The 16,406-nt window shown below is 69.7% G+C and carries 15 protein-coding genes; 11 read left to right on the top strand and 4 right to left on the bottom strand.

What is annotated here, in order from left to right:
- Positions 1-73: 73 nt before the first annotated feature.
- Positions 74-865, bottom strand: a complete 792-nt coding sequence (locus SB816_RS20300; RefSeq protein ID WP_144655166.1) for an enoyl-CoA hydratase/isomerase family protein — start codon at positions 863-865, stop codon at positions 74-76.
- Positions 866-1,000: 135 nt separating this feature from the next.
- On the opposite strand from SB816_RS20300, the gene SB816_RS20295 reads away from it, so the two are divergent.
- Complete coding sequence (locus SB816_RS20295; protein ID WP_410547432.1) at positions 1,001-1,912, top strand: SDR family oxidoreductase; 912 nt, start codon at positions 1,001-1,003, stop codon at positions 1,910-1,912.
- Here SB816_RS20295 and SB816_RS20290 read toward each other — a convergent pair.
- Positions 1,876-2,601, bottom strand: a complete 726-nt coding sequence (locus tag SB816_RS20290; RefSeq protein ID WP_175167703.1) for a TetR/AcrR family transcriptional regulator — start codon at positions 2,599-2,601, stop codon at positions 1,876-1,878. The two genes, SB816_RS20295 and SB816_RS20290, sit on opposite strands and share 37 nt — an antisense overlap.
- A 132-nt stretch (positions 2,602-2,733) precedes the next feature.
- Here SB816_RS20290 and SB816_RS20285 point away from each other — a divergent pair, with 132 nt between their 5' ends.
- From SB816_RS20285 to SB816_RS20240, 10 genes are all read left to right on the top strand, one after another.
- On the top strand, positions 2,734-4,356 hold the full coding sequence (locus SB816_RS20285; RefSeq protein WP_410547431.1) for an acyl-CoA synthetase: 1,623 nt from the start codon (positions 2,734-2,736) through the stop codon (positions 4,354-4,356).
- Between the two features lie 173 nt (positions 4,357-4,529).
- Positions 4,530-6,386 (top strand): phosphoenolpyruvate carboxykinase (GTP), encoded by a 1,857-nt coding sequence (locus tag SB816_RS20280; RefSeq protein WP_116792111.1) that lies wholly within the window; start codon positions 4,530-4,532, stop codon positions 6,384-6,386.
- Positions 6,387-6,470: 84 nt separating this feature from the next.
- Complete coding sequence (locus SB816_RS20275) at positions 6,471-7,100, top strand: class I SAM-dependent DNA methyltransferase (RefSeq protein ID WP_410547430.1); 630 nt, start codon at positions 6,471-6,473, stop codon at positions 7,098-7,100.
- A gap of 648 nt (positions 7,101-7,748) precedes the next feature.
- Positions 7,749-8,537, top strand: coding sequence for an SDR family oxidoreductase (locus tag SB816_RS20270; protein WP_269874560.1), 789 nt, complete (start codon positions 7,749-7,751; stop codon positions 8,535-8,537).
- Between the two features lie 68 nt (positions 8,538-8,605).
- On the top strand, positions 8,606-9,847 hold the full coding sequence (locus SB816_RS20265; protein WP_410547429.1) for a styrene monooxygenase/indole monooxygenase family protein: 1,242 nt from the start codon (positions 8,606-8,608) through the stop codon (positions 9,845-9,847).
- A complete protein-coding gene (locus SB816_RS20260) occupies positions 9,847-10,350 on the top strand; it encodes a flavin reductase family protein (protein ID WP_054503997.1) in 504 nt (167 codons plus the stop codon). The genes SB816_RS20265 and SB816_RS20260 overlap by 1 nt, the downstream gene beginning before the upstream one ends.
- On the top strand, positions 10,350-11,978 hold the full coding sequence (locus tag SB816_RS20255; RefSeq protein ID WP_410547545.1) for a phytoene desaturase family protein: 1,629 nt from the start codon (positions 10,350-10,352) through the stop codon (positions 11,976-11,978). Before SB816_RS20260 ends, SB816_RS20255 begins: the two co-directional genes overlap by 1 nt.
- On the top strand, positions 11,975-12,868 hold the full coding sequence (locus SB816_RS20250; protein ID WP_410547428.1) for a transporter: 894 nt from the start codon (positions 11,975-11,977) through the stop codon (positions 12,866-12,868). Before SB816_RS20255 ends, SB816_RS20250 begins: the two co-directional genes overlap by 4 nt.
- Before the next feature lie 170 nt (positions 12,869-13,038).
- Entirely contained in the window at positions 13,039-13,413 is a 375-nt protein-coding gene (locus SB816_RS20245; protein ID WP_049074789.1) for a glutaredoxin family protein, read from the top strand.
- 12 nt (positions 13,414-13,425) lie between these two features.
- Positions 13,426-13,848 carry a hypothetical protein gene (locus SB816_RS20240; protein WP_054503999.1) on the top strand — a complete coding sequence of 141 codons (423 nt, stop codon included), beginning with the start codon at positions 13,426-13,428 and terminating at the stop codon, positions 13,846-13,848.
- 153 nt (positions 13,849-14,001) lie between these two features.
- On the opposite strand, the gene SB816_RS20235 is transcribed toward SB816_RS20240, so the two are convergent.
- Entirely contained in the window at positions 14,002-15,069 is a 1,068-nt protein-coding gene (locus SB816_RS20235; RefSeq protein ID WP_175168079.1) for an AraC family transcriptional regulator, read from the bottom strand.
- A gap of 300 nt (positions 15,070-15,369) precedes the next feature.
- The gene (locus tag SB816_RS20230; protein WP_054504001.1) at positions 15,370-16,359 is read right to left on the bottom strand and encodes a tripartite tricarboxylate transporter substrate binding protein; all 990 of its coding nucleotides are present in this window, start codon (positions 16,357-16,359) and stop codon (positions 15,370-15,372) included.
- Positions 16,360-16,406 lie beyond the last annotated feature (47 nt).

Here is a 16,406-nt window from a genome sequence, read left to right as displayed (position 1 = left end):
GGCGATTATGGCATGTGGGATACGGCCGCCATGTTCGCCGCGGCGCGGACGCGCCGCGCCGCCTCGCCTTGCCTCAGGACGCGCGCCAGGCCGGCGGGCGCTTTTCCAGGAACGCGCTGACGCCTTCCCGCGCTTCATCCGACGCACGCACCGCGGCGATGCGTTCGACCGAATCGGCCACCAGCGCGTCATCCAGCGGCCGCCCGGCAAAGTCGCGCACCAGCCGCTTGCTGGCCTGCACTGCCTGCGGGCCGTTGTCGCACAGCGCGCGGCAGACGGCGTCGGCTTCGTCCTGCAGCCGCGCCAGCGGCACGATGCCATGCAGCAGCCCCATGCGGTACGCGGCGGCGGCGTCGAAGCGTTCGGCGGTCAGGAAGTAACGATTGGCGGCGCGTTCGCCCATGGCGCGGATCACGTAGGGGCTGATGGTGGCCGGCAGCAGCCCCAGGCGCGTTTCCGACAGGCAGAACTGCGCGTGATCGGCGGCGATGGCGACGTCGCAGGCCGCCACCAGGCCCATGCCGCCTGCGTAGGCATCGCCGTTGACCGCCGCCACCACGGGTTTGGGGCAGGACCAGATGGCGCGCAGCATCCGCGCCAGGCGGTCGGCGTCGGCGCGATTGTCGGCGTCGGTCAGCGTGGCCATCCTGCGCATCCAGTTCAGGTCGCCGCCCGCGCAGAACGCCTTGCCCGCGCCGGTCAGCAGCAGCACCCGCACGGCCGGGTCGTCCGCCGCCTCGCGCACCGCCGTGGTCAGCGCCGCGATCAGCGTTTCGTCGAAGGCATTGCGCATGTCCGGGCGGTTCAGCGTCAGGCGGGCGACGGGGCCGTCGCGGTCCACCAGCAGCGGGGTTGGCGTGCTCATGCGGGTCTCCGAATTATTGATAAAGGCTCAACTAATAGCCTGAATCGATGCATTGTTTCCATAGGGTAATACGCCTAAATGATGAACTTATTGTCAGGTTATTGAGTTATCCTCAAAAAAATAATGGAGCGAGACATGAACCCATCCCCCGACGGCGCCGCCGCGGCGTCGCGCTACGCGTCGGTCTTCCGGCCGGGCCTGTTCGACGGCAAGACCGTCATGGTCACGGGCGGCGGCAGCGGCCTGGGGCGCTGCACCGCGCACGAGCTGGCTTCGCTGGGCGCGCGCCTGGCGCTGGTGGGCCGCAAGCCGGAAAAGCTGGAGGCCGCGCGCGATGAACTGGCGCGCATCTATCCCGAGGCCGCGGGCCGCATCACGCTGCACGCCTGCGACATCCGCGGCGAAACCGGCGTGCGGGGTGCGGTGGCCGACGCGCTGGCCGCGCATGGCGCCATCGACGGCCTGTTCAATTGCGCCGGGGGCCAGTTCCCCGCGCCGCTGGACCAGATCAGCTTCAACGGCTGGAACGCGGTGGTGCAGAACAACCTGCATGGCACGTTCCTGATGGCGCGCGAGGTCTATACCCAGCACATGCGCCAGCACGGCGGCGCCATCGTCAACATGCTGGCCGACATCTGGGGCGGCATGCCCGGCATGGGGCATTCCGGCGCGGCCCGCGCCGGCGTCTGGAACCTGACCGAAACGGCGGCCTGCGAATGGGCCCACGCCGGGGTGCGCGTGAACGCGGTGGCGCCGGGCTGGATCGCCTCCAGCGGCATGGACAGCTACGACGAGGACTACCGCGCGGTGTTGCGCGGGCTGGCCGCCAAGGTGCCGTTGCAGCGCTTCGGCACCGAGGCCGAGCTGGCGGCGGCGGTGGTGTTCCTGCTGTCGCCGGGGGCGGCCTTCATCAACGGCAGCGTCATCCGCGTGGATGGCGGCGTGCCCAACGCGCGCCATTCCTGGACGCTGGCGCCGGCCGCGCGCGGCGAGACCTACGACGGCTTTCCTCAGTACGCGCCGCCGTCCTTGTTCTCGGCGGACTGAAGCCGATGCAGGGCGTCTTGCACCTCGCCCCGGAATCGCGCCAGCGCCAGCGCGTCGCGGCGCGGCGGCTGCAGCGCCTGCCACAGGAAGTCGACCAGTTGGTCGGCGGTGGCCGCCACGTCGACCCGCGTTCCGCGCAGGATGGCGTCCCACAGCACGTGTTCCATCGGGCCATAGATGGCCGAGCGCAGCAGGCGCAGCGGCATGTCCTCGCGGATGTGGCCGTCGGCCTGGCCTTGCGCCAGGATGCGCATCAGCGGCGCGGTGTAGCGCCGCTGCAGGCCGGCGTAGATCTCGCCGAAATCGTCGTTGCGGGCCCGGCCTTCGGACAGGATGAAGGCGCACAGCCCGGTGCCCTCGGCCAGCAGGTGGCGCAGGTGCGCATGCACCAGGTAGTGCAGTTGGGCCCGCGCGCCCTGCACGTGCGGCAGGTAGTCCTCGACCTTGGCGATGATCTCGTCGTACCAGTCGCTGATGACGCGCACGCACAGCTCGCGCTTGCCGCCGAAGTAGGTGAACACCGTGCCTTCGGACACGCCCAGCCGCTGCGCGATCTCGGTGGTGGTGGCGGCCTGGAAGCCGGCCTCGGAAAACACCTGCCGCGCGACCCGCAGGATGTCCCGTATCCGTTGCTCGGACTTGGCGCTGGCCGGCGGGCGGCGCATCGGGACGGCGGCGGTTTTTTCCATGGGGGCGGCGGGGCGATGGGATGTGGCCAGGGCTTACTATCATAACGACCCGCGGCGCCGCGCCTCAAAGCCCCCGCCACGAATACAAAAGAACGGCGAACACAAGAACCGCGACACGGAGACCCGAGCATCATGCTGTCCAGAACCGAAACCTACGCGCAGTTGGCGTCTTCCTTCCAATGGCGCGTGCCGGCGGCCTACAACATCGGCGTGGACGCCTGCGACAAGTGGGCCGACGGCAGCGGCCGGCTGGCGCTGATCCACGAGAAAAGCGACGGCAGCCAGACGCGCTACAGCTTCGACGACATCAAGGCGCGCGCCAATCAGTTGGCCAACGCGCTGCGGCGCCAGGGCGTGCGGCGCGGCGACCGGGTGGCGGTGTACCTGCCGCAGGCGCCCGAGACTGCCGTGACCCACATCGCCGTGTACAAGCTGGGCGCGGTGGCGGTGCCGCTGTTCACCTTGTTCGGCGTCGACGCGATCCAGTACCGGCTGGCCGACAGCGGCGCCGCCGCGCTGGTCACCGACGCCGAGGGCTGCCGCCGCCTGCGCGAGATCCGCGCCACGCTGCCGGCCCTGCGGACGGTCTATTGCATCGACGGTCCGGGCGAGGGCGGGGCGCTGCCGTTTCACGCCTCGCTCGACGCTGAATCCGCGCAGTTCGAAGCCGAGCCCACCGCGGCCGACGACCCGGCCGTCATCATCTACACGTCGGGCACCACCGGCAAGCCCAAGGGTGCGCTGCACGCCCACCGCGTGCTGCTCGGCCACCTGCCGGGCGTGGAGATGTCGCACGAATTCTTTCCCGAGCACGCCACGCTGATGTGGACGCCGGCCGACTGGGCCTGGATCGGCGGCCTGCTGGACGTGCTGCTGCCGGCCTGGCACCACGGCGTGCCGGTGCTGGCGCGGCGCTTCGAGAAATTCGACGGCGCCGCGGCCTTCGACCTGATGGCGCGCCATGGCGTCACCCACACCTTCCTGCCGCCCACCGCGCTCAAGATGATGCGCGGCGTGGCCCATCCGCCCGCGCCCGGCGCGCTGGCGCTGCGCTCGGTGGCCAGCGGCGGCGAATCGCTCGGCGCCGAGCTGATCGACTGGGGCCGCCGGGTGCTGGGCGTGACCATCAACGAGTTCTACGGCCAGACCGAATGCAACATGCTGGTGTCATCGTGCTCATCCCTGTTCGAGCCGCGCATCGGCAGCATCGGCCGCGCCGCGCCCGGCCACCGGGTCGCCATCGTGGACGGGCAGGGCGCCGAAATGGCCGATGGGCAGGAAGGCAATATCGGCGTATTGCGGCCCGATCCGGTGATGTTCCTGGGCTACTGGAACAACCCGCAGGCCACCGCCGAGAAATTCGCCGGCGATTACCTGCTGACCGGCGACATGGGCGTGCGCGACGCCGACGGCTTCATCCGCTTCGTCGGCCGCAACGACGACGTCATCACCAGCGCCGGCTACCGCATCGGCCCCGGGCCGATCGAGGACTGCCTGCTGGGCCACCCCGCGGTGCGCATGGCCGCCGTGGTGGGCGTGCCCGACGCCGAGCGCACCGAGGTGGTGATGGCCTACGTGGTGCTGCACGACGGCGTGGCCGGCGACGAGGCGCTGGTCAAGGCCTTGCAGGCGCACGTGCGCAACCGCCTGGCAGCCCATGAATACCCGCGCCGCATCCGCTTTGTAACGAGTTTGCCGACCACCGCCACCGGCAAGATCATCCGCCGCTCGCTGCGCGACGGCAGCTATGCATGAGGGCGGCGAACGCGACAAGCGCCCATGAAACAGTGACAAACCCGGTGACAAACTCGTCCGTTTGGTCGGGTTGACGGGCTGCCCGGCGCTGCAAGTATGATGGCGCAAACATGTATACGGCCCCAGTCAAACGGGGCCGTATCGCCATTAGCCTTAGTATGGAGATAACCCTGATGAATAAACCCTTGGACGGGGGCCTGGCGGCCTTGAACGTACCCGCGTACGTCAAGCATCGCGGCCTGATCGACTGGGTCGCCAGCGTCGTGGCGCTGGCCAAGCCGGACCGCGTCGAATGGTGCGATGGTTCGCAGGAAGAATACGATCGCCTGTGCGAACAGATGGTCCAGGCCGGCACCATGCGCCGCCTCAATCCGGCCAAGCGGCCCAATTCCTTCCTGGCCTGTTCCGACCCGTCGGACGTGGCGCGCGTCGAAGACCGCACCTTCATCTGCTCCGACCGTCCCGAGGACGCCGGCCCGACCAACAACTGGGCCGACCCGGCCGAGATGCGCGCCACGCTCAACGGCCTGTTCGACGGCGCCATGCGCGGCCGCACGCTGTACGTAGTGCCGTTCTCGATGGGTCCGCTGGGTTCGGACATCGCCCACATCGGCGTCGAACTGTCCGACAGCCCATATGTCGTGGTCAACATGCGCATCATGACGCGCATGGGCAAGCAGGTCTATGACGTGCTCGGCACCGACGGCGACTTCGTGCCGTGCGTGCACTCGGTCGGCAAGCCGCTGGCCGCCGGCGAGGCCGACGTGGCCTGGCCCTGCAACGCCACCAAGTACATCGTTCACTTCCCCAAGAGCCGCGAGATCTGGAGCTTCGGCTCGGGCTACGGCGGCAATGCGCTGCTGGGCAAGAAGTGCTTCGCGCTGCGCATCGCCTCCACCATGGGCCGCGACCAGGGCTGGCTGGCCGAACACATGCTGATCCTGGGCGTGACCTCGCCCAAGGGCCGCAAGTACCACGTCGCCGCCGCGTTCCCGTCGGCCTGCGGCAAGACCAACTTCGCCATGCTGATCCCGCCGCAGGGCATGGACGGCTGGAAGGTCACCACCATCGGCGACGACATCGCCTGGATCAAGCCGGGCGCCGACGGCCGCCTGCACGCCATCAACCCCGAGGCCGGCTATTTCGGCGTGGCCCCGGGCACCAGCGAGCAGACCAACTTCAACGCCATGGCCACGCTCAAGGCCAACGTCATCTTCACCAACGTCGCGCTGACCGACGACGGCGACGTCTGGTGGGAAGGCATGACCGACACGCCGCCGGCGCACCTGATCGACTGGCAGGGCCAGGACTGGACGCCCGCCATCGCCCGCGAAACCGGCCGCAAGGCCGCCCACCCCAACGCGCGCTTCACCGCCCCGGCGGCGCAGTGCCCGTCGATCGACCCCGAATGGGAAAACCCGCAGGGCGTGGTGATCGACGCCTTCATCTTCGGCGGCCGCCGCTCCACCACCGTGCCGCTGGTGACCGAGGCGCGCAACTGGGTCGAAGGCGTCTACATGGCCGCCACCATGGGCTCGGAAACCACCGCCGCCGCCGTCGGCCAGCAGGGCGTGGTGCGGCGCGATCCGTTCGCCATGCTGCCGTTCTGCGGCTACAACATGAGCGACTACTTCACGCACTGGCTCAAGCTGGGCAAGCAGCTCGAAGCCGCCGGCGCCACGCTGCCGCGCATCTACTGCGTCAACTGGTTCCGCAAGGGTCCCGACGGCAAGTTCGTCTGGCCCGGCTTCGGCGAGAACATGCGCGTGCTGCGCTGGATGCTGGGCCGCATCGACGGCCAGGCCGGCGGCGTCGACCAGGTGTTCGGCATCTCGCCCAGCTACCAGGACATCGACTGGACCGGCCTGGAATTCAGCCCCGACAAGTTCGAACAGGTCATGTCGGTCGACGACGGCGCCTGGCGCGACGAACTGGCGCTGCACGACGAGCTGTTCGGCCAACTGGCCCAGGGCCTGCCCGAGGACCTGCCCGCCGCCAAGGCCCGGATCGAAGGCCGTCTGGCCGCCTGAGCCTGCCGCGCCTGAGCCGGCCACGCCCGACCCCAAACCCGCGCAGGGTAACGTGCGCGGGTTTTTTTACGGCACAATCGTTCCATGAACCTCGACGCCGAAGACCTCGCCAAGATCACCGAACTGACCCTGGCCCACTACGAAGAAAGCGCCCAGTCCTTCGAGGCCGGCACGCGCGACCACGACGTCAGCCAGAACATCGCCGCGCTGCTGCGCCATATCGACGGCGAGCCGCCCTACGACATCCTCGACCTCGGCTGCGGCCCCGGCCGCGACCTCAAGACCTTCGCCGCCCTTGGCCACCGCCCCGTCGGCCTGGACGGCACCCCCAGCTTCGTCGCCATGGCCCGCGCCGCCAGCGGCCGCGAAGTCTGGCACCAGGACTTCCTACGCCTGCAACTGCCCGCCGCCCGCTTCGACGGCATCTTCGCCAACGCCGTTCTGTTCCACGTCCCCTCCCAGGAACTGCCCCGCGTCCTGCGCGACCTGCGCGCCACCCTCAAACCCGGCGGCGTCCTCTTCAGCTCCAACCCCCGCGGCGGCAACCAGGAAGGCTGGAACCGCGGCCGCTACGGCGCCTACCACGACCTGGCCGGCTGGCGCACCCTGCTGCAAGCCGCGGGCTTCGAAGAGCTCGAACACTACTACCGCCCCGACGGCCTCCCTCGCGAACAACAACCCTGGCTCGCCAGTGTATGGAGAAGGGCGGACTGACCGCACGACGCGATACACGCGTCACCTTCCGCTCCCCGCATCGGTGAAATGGCCAACCTCTCTCTATCTCCCAGCAAGTTGCGGAAGATGGATATGCATCGATCACCGGCGCGCAGCGCATTCGCCACCCCTTCAAATACCTGGACGCCAATCTTGGCCGCCCGCGCGGCCAGGATTGGCAGCCCTGAAAATTCCCTTCCCTGACCACAGGTCCTGCAGCGCGACAGACCAAGACGCACGTAGCCCCTCGGGCGGGCGCAGTCGGTGGCGGGCAACCTCGATGCGCCCGAGGGAATCTGAAGGCAGTCGCCGCAGGCGACAACGAAGATGACAACGGGGCAGTCCGGAGCGAACGCTCCGGACCGCAATCGTGGGCGCCCGCCACCGACTGCGCCCGCCCGAGGGGCAGCCTACGAAGCAGAGCCGGCCTACCAAGCCCATCACCCTGACCACCCCCTTCCCAGGCGAACAAAGCAAAGCACAAACCGGATACCCACCGCAGCCACCGGCCATCCCCCCCTGACGGCCATCAACCCCCCCCACAATACCCGCACTCCCCGGATACCCACCGCCAAATCCGGCTACCCCCCAGCAAGCGCCCAGCCGCAACATCCGCCTCACGATCTCAGCAATCCAGGAGGCAAGCAAATGAAGGGACTGGCCCACAAAACCGCCATCGTCACCGGCGGCGCCACGCTGATCGGCGCCGGCGTCGTCGCCGCGCTGCGCGCCAACGGCGTGCGCGTCGCCATCTTCGACATCGACGCCGACGGCGCCGCCCGCGTCGCCGCCACCGACCCCGACGGCATCCGCGCCTGGCCGCTCGACATCACCGACGACGCGCAACTGGCCCGCGCCGTCGCCGAGGTCGCCGCCCACTTCGGCCGCATCGATTACCTGGTAAACCTCGCCGCCACCTACCTCGACGACGGCGCCGCCTCCGGCCGCGCCGACTGGCTGCGCGCCCTGGACATCAACGTCGTCAGCGCCGTCATGGCCGCCCGCGCCGTGCATCCGCACCTGGTGGCCGCCGGCGGCGGCGCCATCGTCAACTTCACCAGCATCTCGTCGCGCGTGGCGCAGACCGGCCGCTGGCTCTACCCGGTCTCCAAGGCCGCGCTGCTGCAGGTCACCCGCAGCCTGGCGATGGACTACGCCGGCGACCGCATCCGCGTCAATTCCGTGTCGCCCGGCTGGACCTGGTCGCGGGTCATGGACGAACTGACCCAGGGCGACCGCGCCAAGACCGACCGCGTCGCCGCCGACTTCCACCTGCTGGGCCGCGCCGGCGATCCGGCCGAAGTGGCCGAGGTGGTCGCCTTCCTGCTGTCGGACCACGCCAGCTTCGTCACCGGCGCCGACTACGCCGTCGACGGCGGCTACTCCGCCATGGGCCCCGAACAGGCCCGTCCCGCCATCCCGCGCCTGGCCGAATAAGGCCGGCCTCACCGCTCATCGGCCCGCCAGGATCCCGGCGGACCCGCACACCAAAAAGGAGAAGCATCATGCGTCGAATCGCGATCGTCGGAGGCGGGCAGGCCGGCCTGCCGTTGGCCCTGGGCCTGCTGGACAAGGGCTACGAGGTGACCGTGGTCACCAACCGCGAGCCGGATGACATCCGCCGCGGCAAGGTCATGTCCAGCCAATGCATGTTCGATGCCTCGCTGCAGATCGAGCGCGACCTGGGCCTGAACCAGTGGGAAGCCGACTGTCCGCCGGTCGAAGGCATCGGCCTGGCCGTGCCGCACCCCGAGCTCCCCGGCCACAAGCTGATCGACTGGGCCGCGCGCCTGGACCGCCCGGCGCAGGCGGTGGACCAGCGCATCAAGATGCCGGCCTGGATGGAATTGTTCGCCGCCCGCGGCGGCCGCCTGCTGATCCAGGATGGCGGCGTGGCCGAGCTGGAGCTGCTGGCCGCCTCGCATGACCTGGTGCTGCTGGCCGCCGGCAAGGGCGACGTGGTCAGGCTGTTCGAGCGCGACACCGCGCGCTCGCGCTTCGACCAGCCGCAGCGCGCGCTGGCGTTGACGTACGTGCGCGGCATGCGCCCGGCGCCGGTGTTCTCGCGGGTCGCCTTCAACCTGATTCCCGGCGTTGGCGAGTACTTCGTGTTTCCTGCGCTGACCCTGAGCGGCCCCTGCGAAATCATGGTGTTCGAAGGCGTGCCGGGCGGCCCGATGGACTGCTGGCGCGATATCAAGACGCCGCAGGACCATCTGGCCAGGAGCCTGGACATCCTGCGCACCTTCCTGCCCTGGGAGGCCGAGCGCTGCGCATCGGTCGAACTGACCGACGCCAACGGCATCCTGGCCGGCAGCTTCGCGCCCACGGTGCGCAAGCCGGTCATGACCCTGCCGTCCGGCCGCCTGGTGTTCGGCCTGGGCGACGCCGTTGTCACCAACGACCCCATCACCGGCCAGGGCTCGAACAACGCCACCAAGGCCTGCGCCGTCTACCTGGAGGCGATCCTGGCGCGCGGCGACCAGCCCTTCACCGCCGACTGGATGCGGCAGACCTTCGAGCGCTTTTGGGACTACGCCAGCGCCGTGGTCGACTGGACCAACTCGATGCTGCTGCCGCCGCCGCCGCATCTGCTGCGCCTGCTGCAGGCCGCCGGCGACGCGCCCGCGCTGGCCAGCGCCATCGCCAACGGCTTCAACCATCCGCCCAACTTCTTCCCGTGGTGGACCGACGCCACCGCCTGCGAGGCCTTCATCGCCGAAAAATCCACCCGGGCGGCGGCGTGATGGCGGCCCTGGACTGGGGCAGCACCGACCTGCACCCCAAGGTCCTGCGCGGCGTGCTGGGCAGCTATCCGACGGGCGTGGCCATCGTCGCCACGCGCTGTCCGGACGGCCGCAAGGTCGGGCTGACCATCAACTCCTTCGCCTCGCTGTCGCTCGATCCGCCGCTGGTGCTGTGGAGCCTGGTGAACCGCTCGCCCAACCTGGCGGCGTTCCGCGACTGCGACCACTTCACCATCAGCGTGCTGGCCCGCGGCCAGGAGGCGCTGGCGCGCCGCTTCGCCGATCCGGCGGTGCCCGACAAGTTCGAAGGCGCCGAGCTGCACGAGGTGCCCGAGGGCGTGCCCGCCATCGCCGGCGCAGTGGCCACGCTGGTCTGCGCCAACGACCAGCAGAGTCCGGCGGGCGACCACCTGCTGCTGTTCGGCCGGGTGCTGCGCGTGGCCAGCCTGGAGGCCACGCCGCTGGTGTTCCATGCGGGGCGCTTCACGGCGCTGACCCTATGATGCCCTTATCTTCCGCCTCCGACGCCCAGATCATCGTGGTGGGCAGCGGCATGAATTCGCTGGTGTGCGCCGCGCTGCTGGCGCAGCGCGGCAAATCGGTGCTGGTGCTGGAGCGCAACGACCGCCTGGGCGGCTGCATCCGCACCGAGGAACTGTTTCCCGGCTACCGCCACGACGTGCTGTCGAGCTGGTATCCGCTGTTCGTCGGCGGTCCGGCCTACGCCGCCCTCAAGCCGGCCCTGCAGGCGGCCGGCCTGGAATTCGTCCAGTGCGACTACACCACCGGCCTGGCGCTGCCCGACGGCAGCGGCATCGCCCTCAAGCAGGACATCGCGGACAGCGCGCGGCGCCTGGACGCGTGGGCGCCCGGCGACGGCGCCGCGTTCGGCGCCATGGCGCAACGCCTGTTCGGCGAAGACGCCGCGCTGACCTTCGGCCTGCTGGGCCAGAACCCCTATGGCGCCGGCATGCTCAAGCTGCTGTTCGGCGAGTGGCGCCGGCGCGGCCTGGACGGGCTGATGGCGTTCGCCGCCGATTCGCTGGAGAGCTTTCGCCGCTGGTCGGACCGTGAACTGCAATCCGACGCGGCGCGCGCGCTGATCGCGCCCTGGGTGCTGCACACCGGCCTGGGACCGGACGACGCCTGTTCGGCGCTGATCGGCAAGCTGACCTTCGCCGCGGTGGTGGCCGGCGGCATGCCGGTGGTCAAGGGCGGCAGCCAGGGCGTGGTGGACGCCCTGGCCAAGGTCATCGAGCACCACGGCGGCCGGTTGCGGACCGGCGCCGCCGTCGAACGCATCCTGACGCATGGCGAAGGCCGCCGCCGCCGCGCCGTCGGCGTCGTGGCCGCCGGCCGCGAGTACCGCGCCGGCGAGGCCGTGGTCTGCAACGTCACGCCCGGCCAGTTGTACGGCACGCTGCTGCCCGACGCGCCCGAGCCGGTGCGGCGCCGCGCCGCCGGCTACCGCCATGGCCGCGGCGGCATGCAGATCCATTTCGCGCTCGACGCGCCGCCCGACTGGCGCACGCCCGAACTGCGCCACGTGCCGCTGGTGCACCTGACCGAGAGCATGGAGCAGGTCTGCGCGTCGGTCACCGAGGCCAACAACGGCCTGTTGCCGGCGCGGCCCACGCTGGCCATCGGCCAGCCGGTCGCCGTCGATCCGTCGCGCGCGCCGGCCGGCGGCTGGATCCTGTGGGTGCAGATGCAGGAGCTGCCGGTGCGCGTCAAGGGCGATGCCGCCGGCCTGATCGACACGCCCGCCGACGGCCGCTGGACCGAGGCCCTGCGCGAGGCCGTCGCCGATCGCGTGCAGGCGCGGCTGGAGCCGGTCATGCCCGGCCTGGCGCAACGCATCGTTGGCCGCCGCAGCTACTCGCCGGCCGACCTGGAGGCGCTGAACTGCAACCTGGTGGGCGGCGATCCTTACGCGGGCATTTGTTCGCCCGACCAGTTCTTCTGGCTGCGCCCGTTCGCCGGCAGCCAGGGCGCGCGTGGCCACCGCACGCCGCTGCGCAACCTTTTCCACATCGGCGCCGCCACCCACCCGGGTCCCGGACTGGGCGGCGGTTCCGGCTATCTCGTCGCACAACATCTCGCGCCCCGCGGGGGCAGGAGCGGAACATGAAGAGACACCTGACACGCCGGCTGGCTTGCGCCGCGGCATTGGCGCTGGCCGGCGGCGTGGCGCAAGCCACCGAAGGCGGCGGCCTGGGCATCTATCCGGACGGCCTGGAGAACTTCATGTCGGGCGCGCTGCCGCCGCCCGGGGTGCACATGCTGGTCTACGGCGGCGGCGCGCGCTACGACAAGCTGCGCGGCAACGACGGCGAGCGCCTGCCGGTGCCCGACTTCAAGGTCGACGTCAACGTGCTGGCCCCGCGCCTGATCTGGGTCACGCCGCAGCAGGTGCTGGGCGGCCAACTGGCCTTCCATGCCATCGCGCCGCTGCTGGACGTGACCTTCAAGGCCGGCGGCCAGCGTTACCGCAGTACCGGCCTGGGCGACATGACGCTGGGCGTGGCGCTGGGCTATCACCTGTCCGAATCGCTGCACTACGTGGTCGGCCTGGACATGTACGCGCCCACCGGCGAATACGACCGCAAAGACCCGTCCAGCCTCGGCAAGAACTACTGGACCGCCCAGCCCGTGTTCGCGCTCAGCCGCTTCAGCCCGGACGGCTTCAATGCCGATCTGAAGCTGATGTACGACTTCAACTTCCGCAACACCGCCACCGACACCCGCTCGGGCCAGGCCATCCACGCCGACTACGCGGTGGGTTGGGGCGTGGGCAAGGGCTGGGTGCTGGGCGTGGGCGGGCATGCCTTCCAGCAGGTCACCGACGACAACGGCCCCAACAGCGCTGCCGGCCGCGCCCGCGCCTTCGGCGTGGGGCCGTCGGTGCGCTACATGAACGACCGCGGCTGGCTGTTCACCGCCAAGTGGCAGCAGGAATTCCAGGTCAAGAACCGGCCGGAGGGCGCGCAGTTGTACGTCAAACTGGCCATTCCGTTCTAGGGCCCGCGCCCGGCTCCTTTCAGGATAGACAGGCCCTGGGGCTGCGTGCGGCGGGCCGGCCCGGCAGCGGGCCCGCCGCGGGGAAAGGGGGCGATGGCAAGGCGGGCGCCGGCCGCCCGCCGCCGCGAATGGGCTAGACTCAAGGCTCTCTTCGTTTCAAGCAGCCATCCATGATTGTCAAAGCCTTGCGTGCCGGTGTGGGTCAACTGATTGTCCTGGGCGATGCGCTGACGCGCCCGCGCCCGCGGCAACGCTCGGCCCAAGGCCAGGCCGCCGTCGACCGCGAGGCGGCCGCGCTGTCGCTCTACCAGTTCCATGCCTGCCCGTTCTGCGTCAAGACGCGGCGCGCCATTCACCGCCTGAACGTGCCCGTGGCGCTGCGCGATGCCAAAGGGGATCCCCAGGCGCGCGCCGAATTGCAGGCCGGCGGCGGCAAGGTCAAGGTGCCGTGCCTGCGCATCGAGGAAGCGGGCGGCACGCGCTGGATGTACGAGTCCAGCGACATCATCGCCTACCTTGAACAACGCTACGCGAACGTGGCCTGACGCGGCGGCTCCATGACACGCCCCGCCCGCCTGGCTCTTCTCGTCCTGTGCGCGTCGGTGGCGCTGGCGGGTTGCGACTCGTCGCTGCCGCCGCCGCCCGCCGGGTCCAGGCTCACGGCGGAAACCCTGGCCACCCAGGAAACGCCGCCCGAACGCCAGTTCAAGGGGACCTTGGCGGGCAAGCCCATCCACCTGCTCATGCATGAATGCAAGGTCTACAAGGTGGAACCGGCGGAAGGCGATAACGTCGCCTGGACGCAGGTGCTTGAAGGCGATTTCTCCCTGTTGCCCACACTCTGCGTGCGCCAGGAACTGACGGCGGGCAAGGGCTTCGTGCAGGCCTTCATCGGCCGCCAGGCGTTCGGCGCCGGCGGCTGCTGCGCCGGCACCCCGGAATACCGCTCGACCGACGGGCTGACCTGGAAGCCGCGCTGAACGCCACGCTGAACGTCGCACTGAACGCCACGTTGAATGCCGAACGGAATGCCGCAATGAACGCCATCAGCGTGAGCGGACGATCGTTTGCGATTGGCCATCCCCAGGGTTGTTTGAACGCAAGGTCTGGCCAGTCCTGACAGAGTTGCCGCTTCAGCCGTGCCGGCGCACGCTCTGGCTGGGGCTTTCGCCGTAACGCGCCTTGTAGCCGGCGCTGAAACGTCCCAGGTGCGCAAAACCCCAGCGCAACGCCACGCCCGCGACGTTCTGGCATTCGCCTGACAGCAGTTCGGCGCGCGCCCGCTCCATGCGCAGATCGCGCAGATAGTGCATGGGGCTGATGCCCAGGAATTCCTTGAAGCCGGCATACAGGCTGCGCACGCTGACTCCCGCGATGCGCGCCAACTGCTCGGCGCTGACCGGCTCGTGCGCATGCGCCTGCAAGTAATCCTGCACGCAGCGCACGTGGCGCGGCAGCACCGCGCCGCGGCGGCCCGCCGGCGTGGCGCTGTAGTTGTGGGGCAGGGCGGACAGCAGCGTCGCCGCCACCAGTTGTTCCATCTGGTGCACGATCAGCTTGTGCTCGGCCAGGTCGGCGTGCTGCGAGGAACAGTCCAGCAGATACGCCATCAGGCAGCGCCAGGCCGGACACTCGCGCCAGCGGAACCCCAGTTGGAAGCGCAGCGGCCGATCCAGCGTACAGCCCAGGTGGCCCACCAGGGTGCGTTCCAGCAGCGAGCGGCCCACCCGCAACATGAACTGGTCGTTGTCGTCGGCCCAATGCATCGCCAGGTCGTCATCCGGGCTCACCACCGATGCCACGTCCGGGGTCGAATCCACCCGCTGCGGCCCGCTCTCGATCAGCGCGGCGCCCGACAGCGGCATCTGCACCAGGAAGAAGTCCTCCAGCGGCCCCGGCCGGATCTCGACGTTCGCGCCGTAGCGCAGCCGGTTCAGCGATACTTCGCCCAGCGGCTGGTGATGCATGCGCGCATTCAGGCGCTGCGTCGATCCGACCACGCCCAGGTGGTGCGGCCGCATCACGCGGCCCACCATGGCGCGCGCTTCGTCCAGGTCGCCCGAGGCGAACAGTTGCTGCGCGGGTGTCGCCAGGATGGTGTCGATGCGCCACCCCGCGGCGCCGGCCATGGCCCCGGCGGCCGCGCGCGGCCCGGCGGCTTGCCATGATGTCTCGGCATCGGACTGCGTCGTGTTCAGCATGGCCGGGATTCCTTGCTCAGGTCCTGATGTCCGGCGGGCAGCGGCCGCCGGTTCCCCTGGCGGCCACGTCTGTGGCGCGCCTTTATGATGGTCCTCATAGTAAAACGCCGCGCCCCGGGCGGGACTGCTGGAAAACCCGTCCCGCCGGGCATGGGGCTATCCGTTTTTGGCGCTGGCTGTCCAGGGCGTGCGGGAAAACGTCCGGCGCCGGCCGGCCGTCAACGCTCGAGGCAGATGGACACCGGTTCGGTCAGCCGGCGGGCTGGCGCGGGAACCCGCCCGCGCCAGCCCTCGAACCGCCTACTTATCGAGCCAGGGCGCTTCCTTCCAGAGCGCCTGGAATTCCGCTTCGCCGGCCGCCAGTTCCTTGGCGTACTCCGGGGGCGCCAGATAACGCAGCGGCGCGAACATGTCCCTGGCCTTGGCCTGGAACTCCGGATCGTCCACCGTGCGTTTCACGGCGGCGACGAGCTTGGCGCGCACGTCGTCGGGCAAGCCCTTGGGCGCGGCCAGTCCTCGCAGCGACGCCAGTTCGAAATCGAAGCCCTGTTCCTTGAAGGTAGGCACGTCCGGCAGCGCCGCCGAACGCGTCTTGCCCATCTGCCCCAGCATGCGCAATGGGGTGCCGCCTTTCTGGTACTGCAGCGCTTCGCCCACGTTGATGGCGCCGATCGTGATCTCGCCGCTGGCCAGCGCGCCCCGCACCTCGCCCGCGCCCTTGTAGGGGATGTGGCTGAGCTTGCTGCCGGACACGCGTTCGAAGCGCAGCATGGCCAGGTGGTCGTCGGAGCCCGTGCCGGTGGTGCCCACCGTGACCTTGCCCGGGTTCTTCTTGGCGTAGGCGGACAGGTCGGCCAGGGTCTTGATCGGGTTGTCGTTCAGCACCGAAAACGCGCCGGGATCGTCGATCAGGTTGCCCAGCAGATCGAAGCTGCGCCAGGTGAAGCTGGTCTTGCGTTCGATGGGAATCGTCAACAGGTTCGGCGTGTTGATGAAGCCGATGGTGTAGCCGTCGGGCTGGGCTCGCGCCAGCTCCGAGAAACCAATCGCGCCGCCCGCGCCGGGGCGGTTCAGCACGACGATGCGGGCATCGCCGCCCAGGTATTTCTGCAGATAGGGCGCCATCATGCGGGCCACCAGGTCGGTGCCGCCGCCCGGCCCGTAAGACACGATCAGGTTGATCGGATGTTCGGGGTAGCCGGCCGCTTGCGCGCCGCCGCTGAACAGGGCGGCGCCCGCCAGCAAGGCTGCCAGCGCGCGCAGCGTCCCGCGTTTATTGTGTTTTTGCATGGTTTGTCTCCTTGGTATGTGGCCGGGGCCTGCCTGCATCGTGCGTT

This window comes from Achromobacter sp. SIMBA_011, from assembly GCF_046535435.1.
GTDB classification, from domain to species: Bacteria; Pseudomonadota; Gammaproteobacteria; order Burkholderiales; family Burkholderiaceae_B; genus Achromobacter; species Achromobacter dolens.
Note: the sequence above shows the minus strand (reverse complement) of the source record. Positions and strands in the feature narration are given on the sequence as shown.

Coding starts and splice junctions, on each gene's coding strand:
- SB816_RS20300 (WP_144655166.1), bottom strand. CDS start 865: ATGAGCACGCCAACCCCGCTGCTGGTGGACCGCGACGGCCCCGTCGCC.
- SB816_RS20295 (WP_410547432.1), top strand. CDS start 1,001: ATGAACCCATCCCCCGACGGCGCCGCCGCGGCGTCGCGCTACGCGTCG.
- SB816_RS20290 (WP_175167703.1), bottom strand. CDS start 2,601: ATGGAAAAAACCGCCGCCGTCCCGATGCGCCGCCCGCCGGCCAGCGCC.
- SB816_RS20285 (WP_410547431.1), top strand. CDS start 2,734: ATGCTGTCCAGAACCGAAACCTACGCGCAGTTGGCGTCTTCCTTCCAA.
- SB816_RS20280 (WP_116792111.1), top strand. CDS start 4,530: ATGAATAAACCCTTGGACGGGGGCCTGGCGGCCTTGAACGTACCCGCG.
- SB816_RS20275 (WP_410547430.1), top strand. CDS start 6,471: ATGAACCTCGACGCCGAAGACCTCGCCAAGATCACCGAACTGACCCTG.
- SB816_RS20270 (WP_269874560.1), top strand. CDS start 7,749: ATGAAGGGACTGGCCCACAAAACCGCCATCGTCACCGGCGGCGCCACG.
- SB816_RS20265 (WP_410547429.1), top strand. CDS start 8,606: ATGCGTCGAATCGCGATCGTCGGAGGCGGGCAGGCCGGCCTGCCGTTG.
- SB816_RS20260 (WP_054503997.1), top strand. CDS start 9,847: ATGGCGGCCCTGGACTGGGGCAGCACCGACCTGCACCCCAAGGTCCTG.
- SB816_RS20255 (WP_410547545.1), top strand. CDS start 10,350: ATGCCCTTATCTTCCGCCTCCGACGCCCAGATCATCGTGGTGGGCAGC.
- SB816_RS20250 (WP_410547428.1), top strand. CDS start 11,975: ATGAAGAGACACCTGACACGCCGGCTGGCTTGCGCCGCGGCATTGGCG.
- SB816_RS20245 (WP_049074789.1), top strand. CDS start 13,039: ATGATTGTCAAAGCCTTGCGTGCCGGTGTGGGTCAACTGATTGTCCTG.
- SB816_RS20240 (WP_054503999.1), top strand. CDS start 13,426: ATGACACGCCCCGCCCGCCTGGCTCTTCTCGTCCTGTGCGCGTCGGTG.
- SB816_RS20235 (WP_175168079.1), bottom strand. CDS start 15,069: ATGCTGAACACGACGCAGTCCGATGCCGAGACATCATGGCAAGCCGCC.
- SB816_RS20230 (WP_054504001.1), bottom strand. CDS start 16,359: ATGCAAAAACACAATAAACGCGGGACGCTGCGCGCGCTGGCAGCCTTG.